The following is a 16,064-nucleotide window of genomic DNA, read 5'->3' on the forward strand; positions in this document are numbered from 1 at the left end:
GGAGATGCAGAGCATGTTCGACACCGTCCTCGTGGCCAACCGGGGTGAGATCGCCGTCCGTGTCATCCGCACCCTGCGGGCGATGGGCGTGCGCTCGGTGGCCGTGTACAGCGACGCGGACGCCGACGCCCGGCACGTACGGGAGGCGGACACGGCGGTACGGATCGGTCCTCCGCCGGCCGCCGAGTCGTATCTGTCCGTCCCCGCGCTGCTCGAAGCGGCACGGCGGACCGGCGCCCAGGCCGTCCACCCGGGTTACGGCTTCCTCGCGGAGAACGCGGGCTTCGCGCAGGCGTGCGCGGACGCGGGCCTGGTCTTCATCGGCCCTCCGGCCCCCGCGATCTCCCTGATGGGCGACAAGATCAGGGCGAAGGAGACCGTGAAGGCGGCGGGCGTGCCCGTCGTGCCCGGCGCGGCCGATCCCGAACTGGCCGAGGCCGCGCGCGAGCTGGGCGCGCCCGTGCTCCTGAAGCCGAGCGCGGGCGGCGGCGGAAAGGGCATGCGGCTCGTCCGGGACCTCGCGGTCCTGGAGGACGAGATCGCGGCGGCCCGACGTGAGGCCCGCTCCTCGTTCGGTGACGACACGCTGCTCGTGGAGCGGTGGATCGACCGGCCCCGGCACATCGAGATCCAGGTCCTGGCGGACGCCCACGGGAACGTGGTCCACCTGGGTGAGCGCGAGTGCTCGCTCCAGCGGCGCCACCAGAAGATCATCGAGGAGGCGCCGAGCGTCCTGCTCACCCCGGAGATCCGGGCGGCGATGGGTGCGGCGGCGGTGGAGGCGGCGCGGTCCTGCGGCTATGTGGGCGCGGGCACGGTCGAGTTCATCGTCCCGGGCGGCGACCCCGCCTCGTACTACTTCATGGAGATGAACACCCGCCTCCAGGTCGAGCACCCGGTGACCGAGCTGATCACCGGTGTCGATCTGGTCGAGTGGCAGCTGAGGGTGGCGGCGGGCGAGCCGCTGCCCTTCGCGCAGGACGACATCCGTCTGGACGGCTGGGCGATCGAGGCCCGGCTGTGCGCGGAGGACCCGTCGCGGGGCTTCCTGCCGTCGGGCGGCACGGTCCTGGCCCTGCGGGAGCCGCAGGGGGACGGGGTCCGCACGGACTCGGGTCTGAGCGAGGGCACGGAGGTCGGCAGCCTGTACGACCCCATGCTGTCGAAGGTCATCGTCCACGCCAAGGACCGCCCCACGGCGCTGCGCAAGCTGCGCGCGGCCCTGGCGGACACGGTCACCCTGGGCGTCCCGACGAACGCGGGCTTCCTGCGCAGGCTCCTGGCCCACCCCGACGTCGTCTCCGGGGCCCTGGACACGGGTCTGGTGGAGCGGGACGCGGAGAGCCTGGTCCCGCAGGGCGTGCCGGACGAGGTGTACGCCGCGGCGGCCGCCGTACGGCTCGCGAGGTTGGCCCCGGTCGCGCGGGACGGCTGGTCGGACCCGTTCTCGGCGCCGAGCGGCTGGCGTCTCGGCGGCCGTCCGGCTCCGCTGCCCTTCGGTCTGCGGGTACCGGGACACGAACCGGTCATGGTGGAGGCGCCGACCGGCGCCAGGGTCACGGAGTCCGCGGTGACGGTCACCGTGGAGGGGCTGACCCATCACTTCCACCGCGGCGGCGACTGGCTCGGCCGTGACGGCGACTCCTGGCACGTCCTGGACCACGACCCGGTGGAGGCCGCGCTGTCCGGCGCCCGGCACGGCGGGGCCGACACGCTCGCCGCGCCGATGCCGGGGACCGTGACCGTCGTCAAGGTGGCGGTCGGGGACGAGGTGGAGGCCGGGCAGAGTCTGCTCGTCGTCGAGGCGATGAAGATGGAACACGTCATCTCCGCCCCGCACGCCGGCACCGTCACGGAGCTGGACGTCACGCCCGGCAGCACCGTCGCCATGGACCAGATCCTGGCCGTCGTCGCCCCCCGGGAGGAGTCATGACCACGGGCCTGCCCATGACCGTGAGCGATCCCGCGCTGCCGGCGCGGGTCCGGATCCACGAGGTCGGCGCCCGGGACGGGCTGCAGAACGAGAAGACGGCCGTCCCGACCGCCGTGAAGGCGGAGTTCATCCGGCGGCTCGCCGCCGCCGGCCTCTCCACCGTCGAGGCGACCAGCTTCGTGCACCCGAAGTGGGTGCCCCAGCTGGCGGACGCGGAGGACCTGTTCCCGCTCGTCCGCGACCTGCCGGTGCGCCTCCCGGCGCTCGTGCCGAACGAGCGCGGTCTCGACCGGGCGCTCGCCCTCGGCGTCCGGGAGATCGCCGTGTTCGCCTCCGCCACCGAGTCCTTCGCGAAGGCCAACCTGAACCGGACCGTCGACGAATCCCTCGCGCTGTTCGCGCCGACCGTCACCCGCGCCATAGAGGCGGGCCTCCGCGTGCGCGGCTACCTCTCGATGTGCTTCGGCGACCCCTGGGAGGGCGCCGTCCCGATCGAGCAGGTCGTCCGGGTCACCAGGGCGCTGGCCGACATGGGCTGTGACGAGCTGAGCCTCGGGGACACCATCGGGGTCGCCACCCCGGGGCACGTCGCCCGGCTGCTCCGGGAGTTGGACGGGGCCGGGGTCCCCGCCTCCCGGGTCGCCGTGCACTTCCACGACACCTACGGCCAGGCCCTCTCCAACACCCTGACCGCCCTGCGCCACGGGGTGACCACCGTCGACGCCTCCGCCGGCGGTCTCGGCGGCTGCCCGTACGCGAAGAGCGCGACCGGCAATCTCGCCACCGAGGACCTCGTGTGGATGCTCGACGGTCTCGGCATCGAGACCGGAGTCGATCTGGCCGCCCTCACCGCCACAAGCGTGTGGATGGCCGAACAGCTGGGCCGGCCCAGCCCCTCCCGTACCGTCCGCGCCCTCTCCCACAAGGAGTGACGACACCCATGTCCCTGGACCACCGGCTCACCGCAGAGCACGAGGAACTCCGCCGTACCGTCGAGGCGTTCGCGCACGACGTCGTGGCGCCGAAGATCGGCGACTTCTACGAGCGGCACGAGTTCCCGTACGAGATCGTCCGCGAGATGGGCCGCATGGGCCTGTTCGGGCTGCCGTTCCCCGAGGAGTACGGCGGCATGGGCGGCGACTACCTGGCACTCGGCATCGCCCTGGAGGAGCTGGCCCGGGTCGACTCCTCCGTCGCGATCACCCTGGAGGCGGGCGTCTCCCTCGGTGCGATGCCGGTGTTCCTCTTCGGTACGGAGGAGCAGAAGCGGGAGTGGCTGCCCAAGCTGACCTCGGGCGAGATGCTCGGTGCGTTCGGCCTGACGGAGCCGGGCGCCGGTTCGGACGCGGGCGGGACCCGTACGACCGCCGTCCGCGACGGCGACCACTGGGTGATCAACGGTTCGAAGTGCTTCATCACCAACTCCGGCACGGACATCACGGGTCTGGTGACGGTCACGGCGGTCACCGGCCGCAAGCCTGACGGCCGTCCGCTGATCTCCTCGATCATCGTGCCGTCCGGCACCCCCGGCTTCACGGTCGCCGCCCCCTATTCCAAGGTCGGCTGGAACGCCTCGGACACCCGCGAGCTGTCCTTCGACGACGTCCGGGTGCCGGCGGGGAACCTGCTCGGCGAGGAGGGCCGTGGGTACGCGCAGTTCCTGCGGATCCTGGACGAGGGCCGGGTCGCCATCGCGGCGCTCGCGACGGGACTCGCGCAGGGCTGTGTCGACGAGTCGGTGAAGTACGCGAAGGAACGTCACGCCTTCGGCCGCCCGATCGGGGACAACCAGTCCATCCAGTTCAAGATCGCCGACATGGAGACACGGGCCCACATGGCGCGGATCGGCTGGCGGGACGCGGCCTCGCGGCTCGTCCTGGGCGAGCCGTTCAAGAAGGAGGCGGCGATCGCGAAGCTGTACTCCTCCACGGTGGCGGTGGACAACGCGCGTGAGGCGACCCAGATCCACGGCGGCTACGGCTTCATGAACGAGTACCCGGTGGCCCGGATGTGGCGCGACTCGAAGATCCTGGAGATCGGCGAGGGCACGAGCGAGGTCCAGCGGATGCTGATCGCACGGGAGTTGGGTCTCCAGGCCTGAGAGCTCCTCCGGTACGCGGAGCCCGTCGCCCCTTCCCGGGCGGCGGGCTCGGCCGTGTCGGCGCGTCCGGCGGGTCGGCCAGGAGCCCCCGCCCTCGCCGTCGGCTCGCTCTCACCTTCCGGCAAGGCCCCCGCCCTTACCCTCCGTCATGAGGTTAGGCTAACCTATCTTCGACTCCCCTCGGAGCGCCCTCGCCCGTACCGCAAAGGTGTCCTGCCCCATGACGCACGCCGAGACCGCCCCCTTCCAGTTCTTCCGCCTCCAGGTCGACCGGACCCGGCGGCTCGGCCCGTCCCTGGTCCGGGTCACCTTCACCGGGGACGACCTGAAGGGCTTCGCCGCCGGCGGCCGGGACCAGTCGCTCTCCCTCTTCCTGCCGCACCCCGGCCAGGGGGCGCCCGTCCTGCCCCCGCTGGACGACCCGGACATGTACGCGATCCTGGGCGCCTGGCGGGCGATGCCGGACGACGAGCGTGCCGTCATGCGCTCGTACACCGTCCGCGAGCAGCGCACCGAACCCGCCGAGGTCGACATCGACTTCGCCGTCCACGAGGACGGCGGCCCCGCCTGCCGCTGGGCCGGGCGCGCCAGGCCCGGTGACCAGGTGATCGTCCTCGGCCCCGCGATCGCCGAGAACACCGGCGTCCGCTTCCGGCTGCCCGAGGACGCCGACTCCGTCCTGATCTGGGCGGACGAGACGGCGCTCCCGGCCGCCTCCGCGATCCTGGAGTGGCTGCCCGCCGAGACCCGCGCCCGGGTGTTCCTCGAAGTGCCGTACGCGGGCGACCGCATGGAACTGGCGACGCGGGCCGACGCGACGGTCACCTGGCTCGTACGGGAGGAGGGGGCGCCGTCCGCCGTGGAGGCGGTGCGCGGTGTCGAGCTGCCGGGTGAGGCCCCGTACGTCTGGATCGCCGGCGAGTCCGGGGCGGTGAAGGCGCTGCGACGGTACTTCGTGCGGGATCTCGGACTCGACCGGCGCCGGGTGACGTTCGTCGGCTACTGGCGCAAGGGGCTTTCCGAGGACGCGTTGCGCGAGGTCCCGGACGAGACGCAGGAGGACGCGTAGGCGTCCCTCCATCCGGACGTTCAACTTCCGTTCACCGGGCGTGACCTGAGAGGGGCGAGGGGGCGTTGCGATGCGTTATTAGGTTAGGCTAACCTAATAACGCATCGCCCCCTCGTCCCTCTCTGCTGTCCGGAGGCCCCCCACATGCGCTCCCACCTGCTCAATGACGCCACGGCGGAGAGCTACCGCCGCTCCGTCACCGAAGGGGTCGAGCGCGTGGCGGCCAAACTCGCGTCCACGCGGGGCCCGTTCACCGGTGTGACGCCCGCCGAGCTCGCCCCCGTCATCGACGCCGTCGACCTCGACCGGCCGCTCGGCGACTCCTCCGCCGCCCTCGACGAGCTGGAGAGCGTCTACCTCCGCGACGCCGTCTACTTCCACCACCCCCGCTACCTGGGCCACCTCAACTGCCCGGTGGTCATCCCCGCCGTCCTGGGCGAGGCCGTCCTCTCGGCGGTCAACTCCTCTCTCGACACCTGGGACCAGAGCGCGGGCGGCACCCTGATCGAGCGCAAGCTCATCGACTGGACCACCGGCCGCATCGGCCTCGGCCCCGCCGCGGACGGCGTGTTCACCAGCGGCGGCACGCAGTCCAACCTGCAGGCCCTGCTCCTCGCCCGCGAGGAGGCCAAGACGGACGACCTGTCCAGGCTCCGGATCTTCTCCTCCGAGTGCAGCCACTTCAGCGTCCAGAAGTCGGCCACCCTCCTCGGGCTCGGGAACGACGCCGTCGTCTCCATCCCGGTCGACCGCGACAAGCGAATGCAGTCCGTCGTCCTCGCCGCCGAGCTGGCGGCCTGCCGCGCCGAGGGCCTCGTGCCGATGGCGATCGTCGCCACCGCCGGCACCACCGACTTCGGCTCCATCGACCCGCTGACCGAGATCGCCGCCCTGGCCGACGAGTACGGCGCCTGGATGCACGTCGACGCCGCCTACGGCTGCGGACTGCTCGCCTCCCCGACCCGCCGCCACCTCCTGGACGGCATCGAGCGGGCCGACTCGGTCACCGTCGACTTCCACAAGTCCTTCTTCCAGCCGGTGAGTTCCTCGGCCGTCCTGGTCCGCGACGGAGCCACCCTGCGCCACGCGACCTACCACGCGGACTACCTGAACCCGCTGCGCACGGTGGCCGAGCTCATACCCAACCAGGTCGACAAGTCGCTCCAGACCACCCGCCGCTTCGACGCCCTCAAGCTCTGGATGACCCTGCGCGTGATGGGCGCCGACGGAGTCGGGCAGCTCTTCGACGAGGTCTGCGACCTGGCCGCCGAGGGCTTCGCGCTGCTCGCCGCCGACCCGCGCTACGACGTCGTGGTCGAGCCGCAGCTCTCCACCCTCGTCTACCGCTACATCCCGGCGGCCGTCACCTCCCCCGAGGACATCGACCGGGCCAATCTGCACGCCCGCAAGGCCCTGTTCGCCTCGGGCGAGGCCGTCGTCGCCGGGACCAAGGTCGACGGCCGCCAGTACCTCAAGTTCACCTTGCTCAACCCCGAGACGACCACGGCCGACATCGCCGCCGTCCTCGATCTGATCGCCGGCCACGCCGAGCAGTACCTGGGAGAGAACCTTGTCCACGCCTGAGACGCCCGAGACGTACGACTTCATCGGCATCGGGCTCGGTCCGTTCAATCTCGGACTCGCCTGCCTGACCGAGCCGATCGACGAGCTGAACGGCCTCTTCCTGGAGTCGAAGCCGGACTTCGAGTGGCACTCGGGGATGTTCCTCGAAGGCGCCCATCTCCAGACCCCGTTCATGTCGGACCTGGTCACGATGGCCGACCCCACCTCGCCGTACTCCTTCCTCAACTACCTGAAGGAGAAGGGCCGGCTGTACTCGTTCTACATCCGGGAGAACTTCTACCCGCTGCGGACCGAGTACAACGACTACTGCCGCTGGGCCGCCGGGAAGCTCTCCTCGGTCCGCTTCTCGACCACCGTCGCCTCCGTGACCTTCGACGGGACCGCCGAGGTGTACGAGGTGTCCACCGAGTCCGGAGAAACGTTCCGCTCGCGTCGGCTCGTCCTCGGCACCGGCACCCCCGCGTACGTCCCCGAGACCTGCCGGGGCCTCGGCGGCGACCTCATCCACAACTCGCGCTACCTGCCGAACAAGGCGGAGCTCCAGAAGAAGAAGTCCATCACCCTGGTCGGCAGCGGCCAGAGCGCCGCCGAGATCTACTACGACCTCCTCAGCGAGATCGACGTCCACGGCTACCGGCTGAACTGGGTGACCCGCTCCCCGCGCTTCTTCCCGCTGGAGTACACCAAGCTCACCCTGGAGATGACCTCCCCGGAGTACGTGGACTACTTCCACGCGCTGCCCGAGCAGACCCGCTACCGCCTGGAGACCCAGCAGAAGGGTCTCTTCAAGGGCATCGACGGCGAGCTGATCGACGCCATCTTCGACCTGCTCTACCAGAAGAACCTGAACGGCCCCGTGCCCACCCGGCTCCTCACCAACTCCGCGCTGCACGCCGCCGCGTACGACGACACCAGCGGCACGTACACCCTCGGCTTCCGCCAGGAGGAGCAGGAGAAGGACTTCACCCTGGACACCGAGGGCCTGATCCTCGCCACCGGGTACAAGTACGCCGTCCCCGCCTTCCTCGAACCCGTCCGCGACCGCCTCAACTGGGACGGCCAGGGCCGCTTCGACGTGGCCCGCAACTACGCGATCGACACCACCGGCCGCGGGGTCTTCCTGCAGAACGCCGGCGTGCACACCCACTCGATCACCTCGCCCGACCTCGGCATGGGGGCGTACCGCAACGCGTACATCATCGGGGCGATGCTGGGATACGACTACTACCCCGTAGAGAAGACCATCGCTTTCCAGGAGTTCGCGGCATGACCGTATCGATACGTCCCTTCGACCCGTCGAAGGACGCCCGGCTGATCCACCCGTGGGTCACCCACCCCAAGGCCGCCTTCTGGATGATGCAGGGCGCGACGCTCCAGGACGTCGAGCGCGAGTACACGGCGATCACCGCCCACCCGCACCACGACGCCTTCATCGGCCTGGTCGACGGCGAGCCGTCCTTCCTGATGGAGCGGTACGACCCGGCGGAGCTGGAGCTGGTCGGGCTCTACGAGCCGCAGCCGGGTGACGTCGGCATGCACTTCCTCGTCGCGCCCACCGACACCCCCGTGCACGGCTTCACCCGGACCGTGATCACCGCCGTCATGGCGGAGCTGTTCGCGGACCCGGCGACCGTACGCGTGGTCGTCGAGCCCGACGTCGCCAACGAGGCCGTCCACGCGCTCAACGCCGCCGTCGGCTTCGTGCCCGAGCGGGAGATCCAGAAGCCGGAGAAGAAGGCCCTGCTGAGCTTCTGCACCCGCGCGCAGTTCGAGGCCGCCGTGGGAGCCGCCGTATGAGCACCGTCGACCGCCGCGACCCCGTCGCCCACCTCACCCCCGAGCGCTGGGCCGACGCCAACCGCGCCCTGATCCGCAAGGGCCTCGCCGAGTTCGCCCACGAGCGGCTGATCCACCCGCGCGAGCTGGGCGAGAGCCGCTACGCGGTCCTCGCCGACGACGGCACGACCGAGTACCGCTTCACCGCGGACCGGTTCGCCCTCGACCACTGGCAGGTCTACGCCGAGTCGATCAGCCGCCACCGGGGGGACGAGCAGCTCCCGCTCGACGCGCTCCAGTTCATCACCGAACTCCGCGGCGCCCTCGGCCTGAGCGACGAGGTCCTGCCGGTCTACCTGGAGGAGATCTCCTCCACCCTCGCCGGAACGGCCTACAAGTCGACCAAGCCGCGGGTGACCGCCGCCGAGCTGGCCCACGCCGGCTTCCAGGCGATCGAGACCGGGATGACCGAGGGCCACCCCTGCTTCGTCGCCAACAACGGGCGCCTCGGCTTCGGCGTCGACGAGTTCCGCGCGTACGCCCCCGAGGCCGCCGGCGACATCCACCTGATCTGGCTCGCGGCGCGCCGCGACCGCGCCGCGTTCACCGCGGGCGCGGACATCGAGTACGAGACGTTCGTCCGCGCCGAGCTCGGCGACGCGACGGTGGACGGCTTCGCCGCGACCCTGACCGCCCGCGGTCTGGACCCGGCCGACTACCTCCTCATGCCCTGCCACCCCTGGCAGTGGTGGAACAAGCTGTCGGTCACCTTCGCCGCCGAGGTGGCGCAGCAGCGCCTCGTCTACCTGGGCGAGGGCGACGACACGTATCTGGCGCAGCAGTCGATCCGTACGTTCTTCAACACCTCGGACCCGACGAAGCACTATGTGAAGACGGCCCTGTCGGTCCTGAACATGGGCTTCATGCGGGGTCTTTCGGCCGCGTACATGGAGGCCACCCCGGCCATCAACGACTGGCTGCACCAGCTCATCGAGTCGGACCCGACCTTCCGGTCGGCCCGGTTCTCGATCATCCGCGAGCGGGCGGCCGTCGGCTACCGGCACCTGGAGTACGAGGCCGCGACCGACCGGTACTCGCCCTACCGCAAGATGCTGGCCGCGCTCTGGCGCGAGTCCCCGGTGCCGTCCCTGGCCGAGGGCGAGCGGCTGGCGACGATGGCCTCGCTGCTCCACGTGGACCACGCGGGAGCGTCGTTCGCGGGCGCGCTGATCAAGGAGTCGGGCCTGGAGCCGACGGCATGGCTCCGCCGCTACCTGGACGCCTACCTCCTCCCGGTCCTGCACAGCTTCTACGCCTACGACCTGGCGTTCATGCCGCACGGCGAGAACGTGATCCTGGTCCTCGACGAGCGCGGCGCGGTGGCGCGGGCGATCTTCAAGGACATCGCCGAGGAGATCGTCGTCATGGACCCGACGGCGGTCCTGCCGCCGGCGGTGGAGCGGGTCCGCGCGGAGATCCCGGAGGACATGAAGCTCCTCTCGGTCTTCACGGACGTCTTCGACTGCTTCTTCCGCTTCCTGGGCGCGACCCTGGCGACGGAGGGCGTCCTCGCGGAGGACGACTTCTGGCGGACGGTGGCGGAGTGCGTGCGCGCCTACGAGGAGTCGAAGCCGGAGCTGGCGGACAGGTTCGCCCAGTACGACATGTTCGCGGAAACGTTCGCCCTGTCGGCCCTGAACCGCCTCCAGCTCCGCAACAACAAGCAGATGGTCGACCTCGCGGACCCGTCGGCGGCCCTCCAACTGATCGGCGACCTGGCCAACCCCCTGGCCCGCTTCGCCCGACCCACCTCCTGAACCGACGCGAGCCCCACCGGAGTACGGTCCTCCGGCGGGGCTCGCGTCCATGCCCCGTAGGGACAGGAGTCCCCTTCCTCACGCGGACACGCGATGAGCGCACGCGACACGTACTGCTGCGCTTTGGAGTAGTACCCCTGGACGACGCCACTTCCCACAGGCAGCCGCGGGAAAGCACTCGGCGTGTCAAGGACAGCGGGCTCGGCGCCGTCTGACCGCCGCGCTCATACGAAACGCCCGGCCGGGGCTTCCCCGGCCGGGCGTCTCACGTCTCCGTACGGGCTACCCCGCCGGCCAAGGCACCTGCGGTGACCGGTAGAAGTCGATGCCCAGCGCCTCGAAGCGCGGTGCCTGTTCCGCGAGGCGGGTCTTGTACGTGTTCCAGTCGTGGGTCTCCGCCGGGGACCAGCCCAGTTCGGCCACGCCCGGGAGGCGGGGGAAGGCCATGACGTCGAGGTCGGCCGTGGTGGACAGGGTCTCCGTCCAGAGCGGGGCCTCGACGCCGCGGACGGCGCTCTCCGGCGCGCCCGGCAGGTAGGTGGCCGGGTTCCAGTCGTACGACTCGCGTACCTCGACGTGTCCGGCCCAGGCGAGGCCGAGCGGGGTGTCCTTGGTGTACTTCATGTCGAGGTAGGTGCGGTCGGCGGGCGAGAGGATCAGGCCGGTGCCGTTGCGCGCGGCGGCGGCGACCCGTTCCTTCTCGGCGGCGGGGGTGCGGTCGAGGCCCCAGTACTGGACGAGGGCGCCCTCGGCGGGCGTGGTGCTCGTCAGCTGGTGCCAGCCGACGACCTTCTTGCCGTACTGCGCGACGACCGGCTGTACCCGGTCCATGAAGGCCACGTAGTCGGCGTGGGGGGTGGAGTGGGCCTCGTCGCCGCCGATGTGGAGGTAGCGGCCGGGGGTGAGGGCGGCGATCTCCCGGATGACGTCGTTGACGAAGTCGTAGGTGATCTCCTTGGGCACGCACAGGGAGCTGAGGCCGACCTTGATGCCGGTGTAGAGGGGCGGCGCGATGTTGTCGCAGTTGAGTTCGGCGTAGGAGGCGAGGGCCGCGAAGGTGTGGCCCGGCATGTCGATCTCGGGGATCACCTCCTGGTAGCGGGAGGCGGCGTACTGGACGATCTCCCGGTACTGCTCCTTGGTGTAGAAGCCGCCGGGGCCGCCGCCGACCTCGGTGGAGCCGCCGTGGCTGGTGAGCCGGGGCCAGGAGTCGACGGTGATGCGCCAGCCCTGGTCGTCGGTGAGGTGGAGGTGGAGGGTGTTGATCTTGTAGAGGGCGAGCTGGTCGATGTACCGCTTCACCTCGTCGACGGTGAAGAAGTGGCGGGAGACGTCGAGCATGGCGCCCCGGTAGGCGTAGCGCGGGGTGTCGGTGATGGTGCCGCCCGCGATCTTCCAGGGGCCCGGCTGTACGGAGTCCTTCTCGACGGCGGCGGGCAGCTGCTGGCGCAGGGTCTGGACGCCGCGGAAGAGTCCGGCGGGCTCGCGGGCGGTGAGGGTGAGGCCGTCGGGCGCGGAGCGGAGCCGGTAGCCCTCCTCGCCGAGCGCGGTGTCGCCGGGGCTGAGGCGGAGCCGGATGCCGCCGGCGGCGGCGGCCTCGTCGACGACGGGCAGCGGGTAGCCGGTGGCGGGGCGGAGGAGGCCGGCGAGGTAGCGGCCGATGGCCTTGGTCTCGCGGGAGGTGCCGTCCACGCCGATGCGGGTGGTGGGGGTGAGGGCGTACGGCTCGCCGTCGGGGGTGACGGAGGCGGGTACGGGCACGATGCGGCCGAGGGGGCGCACCTCGGGTTCGGCGGCGGCTCCCTTTCCGTCGTCGGTCCCGGTGTCGGCGGCGGACTCGCCACAGGCGACTCCGGCGGCCGCGACCAGGAGCAGGGATCCGATGAGGCGGTGAATCCGGCGGCTCTGTCTCACAGGCATGGTCCCCTTCGGGTGATCAACACATCCGTCGTCCTGTCATTACGTATATCCGGCGACACGCTCCGTGTGCGGCACCGACAGCGCCGCGCGTCAAGGTCTGGACCAAGATGCCGATTTTCGCGTCGATCATGACCCTCCTGCCCGATATCGGGCAGGATTCTTGCGAAAGGCGGCCCGGACCCATCAATATGCACGGGTGCTCGAACGCCGCCCGTCGCACGACGACCTCGTCGACCATCTGGTCCGCAGCACCGCGCTCCAGCGCGGTGAGGCCGCCCGGGTGGTGCTCGACGTGCTGGCGTACTTCGACGAGACGGCCGAGGAGTTCGTCCGCCGCCGCCATCGCGAACTGCAGTCCGGCGGCGCGGTGAACACCGAGATCTTCGAACGGATCGCGGCGGAGCTGCCGCACCGGGCGGTGGCGCCACCGGAGCTCTCGCTCCGGCAACTGCGCCGCATCGTCTACGGCTGAGAAGCACCATCACAGACCTGGAGGGGTTTCACCTTTATGTGCGGAATTGTCGGTTACATCGGAAAGCGCGACGTCGCCCCCCTGCTGCTCGAAGGCCTGGCACGCCTGGAGTACCGGGGTTACGACTCCGCCGGCATGGTCGTCACCAGCCCGAAGGCCTCCGGCCTGAAGATGGTCAAGGCCAAGGGCCGGGTCCGTGACCTGGAGGCCCGCGTCCCCAAGCGCTTCACCGGCACCACCGGCATCGCCCACACCCGCTGGGCCACCCACGGCGCGCCCAGCGACGTCAACTCGCACCCGCACCTGGACCCCGAGAACAAGGTCGCCGTCGTCCACAACGGCATCGTCGACAACGCCCAGGAGCTCCGCGCCAAGCTGGAGGCCGACGGCGTCGTCTTCGCCTCCGAGACGGACACCGAGGTCATCACCCACCTCATCGCCCGCTCCCAGGCCGTGACCCTGGAGGAGAAGGTCCGCGAGGCGCTCAAGGTCATCGAGGGCACCTACGGCATCGCCGTGATGCACGCCGACTTCAACGACCGCATCGTGGTGGCCCGCAACGGCTCCCCGGTCATCCTCGGCATCGGCGAGAAGGAGATGCTCGTCGCCTCCGACGTCGCCGCCCTGATCGCCCACACCCGCCAGGTCGTCACCCTCGACGACGGCGAGATGGCCACCCTCAAGGCCGACGACTTCCGCACCTACACGATCTCCGGCACCACCACCACGCCCACCCCGGAGACCGTCGAGTGGGAGGCCGCCTCCTTCGACATGGGCGGCCACGACACCTTCATGCACAAGGAGATCAGCGAGCAGCCCGACGCGGTCGACCGCGTGCTGCGCGGCCGGATCGACGACCGCTTCTCCACCGTGCACCTCGGCGGCCTGAACCTGGACCCGCGTGAGGCCCGCACCATCCGCCGGATCAAGATCCTCGGCTGCGGCACCTCGTACCACGCCGGTCTCATCGGCGCCGGGCTCATCGAGTCCATGGCACGCATCCCCGCAGACGCCGAGCCGGCCTCGGAGTTCCGCTACCGCAACCCGGTCGTGGACCCCGACACCCTCTACATCGCCGTCTCCCAGTCCGGTGAGACCTACGACGTGCTCGCCGCCGTCCAGGAGCTCAAGCGCAAGGGCGCCCGCGTCCTCGGCGTGGTCAACGTGGTCGGCTCCGCCATCGCCCGCGAGGCCGACGGCGGCATCTACGTCCACGCGGGCCCCGAGGTCTGCGTCGTCTCCACCAAGTGCTTCACCAACACGGTGACCGCCTTCGCGCTGCTCGCCCTGCACCTCGGCCGCATCCGCGACCTGTCCGTCACCGACGGCAAGCGGATCATCGAGGGCCTGCGCAAGCTGCCCGAGCAGATCAGCGAGATCCTCCGCACCGAGGACGAGATCAAGAAGATCGCCGAGGCGTACGCCGGCGCCCAGTCGATGATGTTCATCGGCCGCGTCCGGGGCTACCCGGTCGCCCTGGAGGCCTCCCTGAAGCTCAAGGAGATCTCCTACATCCACGCCGAGGCCTACCCGGCCTCCGAGCTGAAGCACGGCCCGCTCGCCCTCATCGAGCCGGCCCTGCCGACGGTCGCGATCGTCCCCGACGACGACCTGCTGGAGAAGAACCGCGCCGCCCTCGAGGAGATCAAGGCCCGCAGCGGCCGCATCCTCGCGGTCGCGCACCAGCCGCAGGCGAAGGCCGACCACACCATCATCGTGCCGAAGAACGAGGACGAGCTGGACCCGATCCTCATGGGCATCCCGCTCCAGCTCCTCGCCTACCACACGGCGCTCGCCATGGGCCGCGACATCGACAAGCCGCGCAACCTGGCCAAGTCCGTCACGGTCGAGTAGCAGCGCCCTCGGGGCCTGTCCCCCCGAGCCGCGCCGCCGGGCCTGTCCCCCGGCGGATCGACCGGACACGAGAACGGTCCCGTCGCACACCCAGGTGCGACGGGACCGTTCTTCTTTCTTTCCGAGGCTCACTCGCCGCTGCTCGTGGGCGCCGGCCTCGTCGCCTCAGCCCGTGGCCGGGGCGCTCGTGCCCGCCGTGCGGCGGAAGGTGGTCGGCCAGCCCGCCACCGCCGCCGTGGCTCCGTACCAGGCGACGAGGCCCGCGACGGCCGCGACCCAGCCGCCCGCCTTGCCGAGGCCCCCGTTGTCGACGAGCGCCCCGATGCCGAGCAGCAGGAGCGCGACGAACAGCAGCCCGTACACGCCCTGTCCGAACACCCCGCTGCCCGAGGCCGCCATCGTCAGCGTGAGCGCGAGGAGCGCCCACAGGAGCATGAAGACACCGACCGCGTCGGCCGAGGCGCCGCCGCCCGCCGCGGTGCCCCAGGTGAACCAGAAGGCGCCGAGCGCCGCGAACGCCGTGCCCTCGCCCTTGTCGCCCGCGCGCAGGGCGAGCATGCCGACGAGGAAGAGCGCCACCCCGCCGACCCAGGTGGCGAGGCCCGCGGCATCCGCTGCCGCGACGTTGTCGATGACACCCGTACCGCCGAGGCCGAAGGCCAGGAGGGACAGTCCGAGTGCGAGGTGGCCGAGAGTGGAGGTGCTGTTTCCCGCGGCGACGTCGTTGTCCACGGCGGGCTCCCTTCAGGAGTGCAGTCGTGCTGCGTGAACTGCTGTGATCCGGTGACCCTTATCTACCCTTCACAAGCACACAATTCACCTGAGCGAGGCCGAATTTATGGCCGGATGACGGCAGTTGAGGGAGAGGGCCAGGGGAGCGGAGTCCCTCCGTGGTCCTTGCGAGGTCCTTACGAGGTCCCCACTGGATCCTCTACGAGAACCCCCTGCGAGGTCCCTACGGGATGACGATCACGGGACGCTGGGCGCGCCGCGCGAGACGTCCGGCCACCGAGCCGAAGATCCGTCCGACGATCCCGTGCGTGGAACCGACCACGATCGCGTCGGCCGAGTACTCGCGGCCGACCTCCTCCAGCTCGTGGCAGATGTCCCCGCCGCGCTCGACGAGGATCCAGGGCACCTCGGAGAGGTGCTCGGCGCAGGCGAGCTCAAGACCGAGGACCTCGGTGCGGTGGTCGGGCACGTCGACGAAGACGGGGGGCTCGCAGCCGGCCCACACCGTGGTGGGCAGCCGGTTGGCCACGTGCACGATGATCAGGCCCGAGCCTGAGCGCCGGGCCATGCCGATGGCGTACGCCAGGGCGCGCTCACTGGACGTGGAGCCGTCGAAGCCGACGACGACCCCGTGCCGGAAGGCCGGGTCGCAGGCATGACGTGGCTGTTCTACCGCCAGGGGGTCGACCGTGGAGTCGGCGACGCGCTTGCGGTCCGCGGGTTCGGAGAATTCGTGACCGGCCATCGATGTCTCGGCGAAGAGGGTCCTCGTGGGAAGGAACGGGGAATGGGAGGGTGCGGAACAA

Annotated in this window: 13 protein-coding genes; 10 read left to right on the forward strand and 3 right to left on the reverse strand. The window is 70.7% G+C overall.

Features of this window, described 5'->3' with window-relative positions; translation table 11 throughout:
- Positions 1–4 precede the first annotated feature (4 nt).
- The 8 genes from ACFWV2_RS12365 (at position 5) to ACFWV2_RS12400 (ending at position 10,280) form a co-directional block, all read left to right on the forward strand.
- Positions 5–1,933, forward strand: coding sequence for a biotin carboxylase N-terminal domain-containing protein (locus ACFWV2_RS12365; RefSeq protein ID WP_384404950.1), 1,929 nt, complete (start codon positions 5–7; stop codon positions 1,931–1,933).
- Positions 1,930–2,865 carry a hydroxymethylglutaryl-CoA lyase gene (locus tag ACFWV2_RS12370; RefSeq protein WP_384404951.1) on the forward strand — a complete coding sequence of 312 codons (936 nt, stop codon included), beginning with the start codon at positions 1,930–1,932 and terminating at the stop codon, positions 2,863–2,865. The genes ACFWV2_RS12365 and ACFWV2_RS12370 overlap by 4 nt, the downstream gene beginning before the upstream one ends.
- 8 nt (positions 2,866–2,873) lie before the next feature.
- Entirely contained in the window at positions 2,874–4,034 is a 1,161-nt protein-coding gene (locus tag ACFWV2_RS12375; protein WP_384404952.1) for an acyl-CoA dehydrogenase family protein, read from the forward strand.
- 220 nt (positions 4,035–4,254) lie between these two features.
- Positions 4,255–5,103, forward strand: a complete 849-nt coding sequence (locus tag ACFWV2_RS12380) for a siderophore-interacting protein (RefSeq protein WP_384404953.1) — start codon at positions 4,255–4,257, stop codon at positions 5,101–5,103.
- A gap of 144 nt (positions 5,104–5,247) precedes the next feature.
- Complete coding sequence (locus ACFWV2_RS12385) at positions 5,248–6,687, forward strand: pyridoxal phosphate-dependent decarboxylase family protein (RefSeq protein WP_384404954.1); 1,440 nt, start codon at positions 5,248–5,250, stop codon at positions 6,685–6,687.
- Entirely contained in the window at positions 6,674–7,957 is a 1,284-nt protein-coding gene (locus ACFWV2_RS12390; RefSeq protein ID WP_384404955.1) for a lysine N(6)-hydroxylase/L-ornithine N(5)-oxygenase family protein, read from the forward strand. The genes ACFWV2_RS12385 and ACFWV2_RS12390 overlap by 14 nt, the downstream gene beginning before the upstream one ends.
- Entirely contained in the window at positions 7,954–8,484 is a 531-nt protein-coding gene (locus tag ACFWV2_RS12395) for a GNAT family N-acetyltransferase (protein WP_360784665.1), read from the forward strand. The genes ACFWV2_RS12390 and ACFWV2_RS12395 overlap by 4 nt, the downstream gene beginning before the upstream one ends.
- Entirely contained in the window at positions 8,481–10,280 is a 1,800-nt protein-coding gene (locus ACFWV2_RS12400) for an IucA/IucC family protein (RefSeq protein WP_384404956.1), read from the forward strand. Before ACFWV2_RS12395 ends, ACFWV2_RS12400 begins: the two co-directional genes overlap by 4 nt.
- A 282-nt stretch (positions 10,281–10,562) precedes the next feature.
- Here the strand turns inward: ACFWV2_RS12400 and ACFWV2_RS12405 are convergent, their stop codons facing one another.
- Positions 10,563–12,194 carry a beta-N-acetylhexosaminidase gene (locus ACFWV2_RS12405; protein ID WP_384404957.1) on the reverse strand — a complete coding sequence of 544 codons (1,632 nt, stop codon included), beginning with the start codon at positions 12,192–12,194 and terminating at the stop codon, positions 10,563–10,565.
- Between the two features lie 202 nt (positions 12,195–12,396).
- On the opposite strand from ACFWV2_RS12405, the gene ACFWV2_RS12410 reads away from it, so the two are divergent.
- Positions 12,397–12,672 (forward strand): hypothetical protein, encoded by a 276-nt coding sequence (locus ACFWV2_RS12410; RefSeq protein WP_360784679.1) that lies wholly within the window; start codon positions 12,397–12,399, stop codon positions 12,670–12,672.
- A gap of 36 nt (positions 12,673–12,708) precedes the next feature.
- Positions 12,709–14,526, forward strand: a complete 1,818-nt coding sequence (gene glmS, locus ACFWV2_RS12415) for a glutamine--fructose-6-phosphate transaminase (isomerizing) (protein ID WP_384404958.1) — start codon at positions 12,709–12,711, stop codon at positions 14,524–14,526.
- Between the two features lie 165 nt (positions 14,527–14,691).
- Here glmS and ACFWV2_RS12420 read toward each other — a convergent pair whose 3' ends face one another.
- The gene (locus ACFWV2_RS12420) at positions 14,692–15,258 is read right to left on the reverse strand and encodes a GPR1/FUN34/YaaH family transporter (protein WP_384404959.1); all 567 of its coding nucleotides are present in this window, start codon (positions 15,256–15,258) and stop codon (positions 14,692–14,694) included.
- A 223-nt stretch (positions 15,259–15,481) separates the two neighbouring features.
- Complete coding sequence (locus ACFWV2_RS12425) at positions 15,482–16,003, reverse strand: universal stress protein (protein WP_073807719.1); 522 nt, start codon at positions 16,001–16,003, stop codon at positions 15,482–15,484.
- Positions 16,004–16,064: the final 61 nt, after the last annotated feature.

Origin of the sequence: Streptomyces sp. NPDC058671 (genome assembly GCF_042716475.1) — a bacterium.
Lineage (GTDB): Bacteria > Actinomycetota > Actinomycetes > Streptomycetales > Streptomycetaceae > Streptomyces.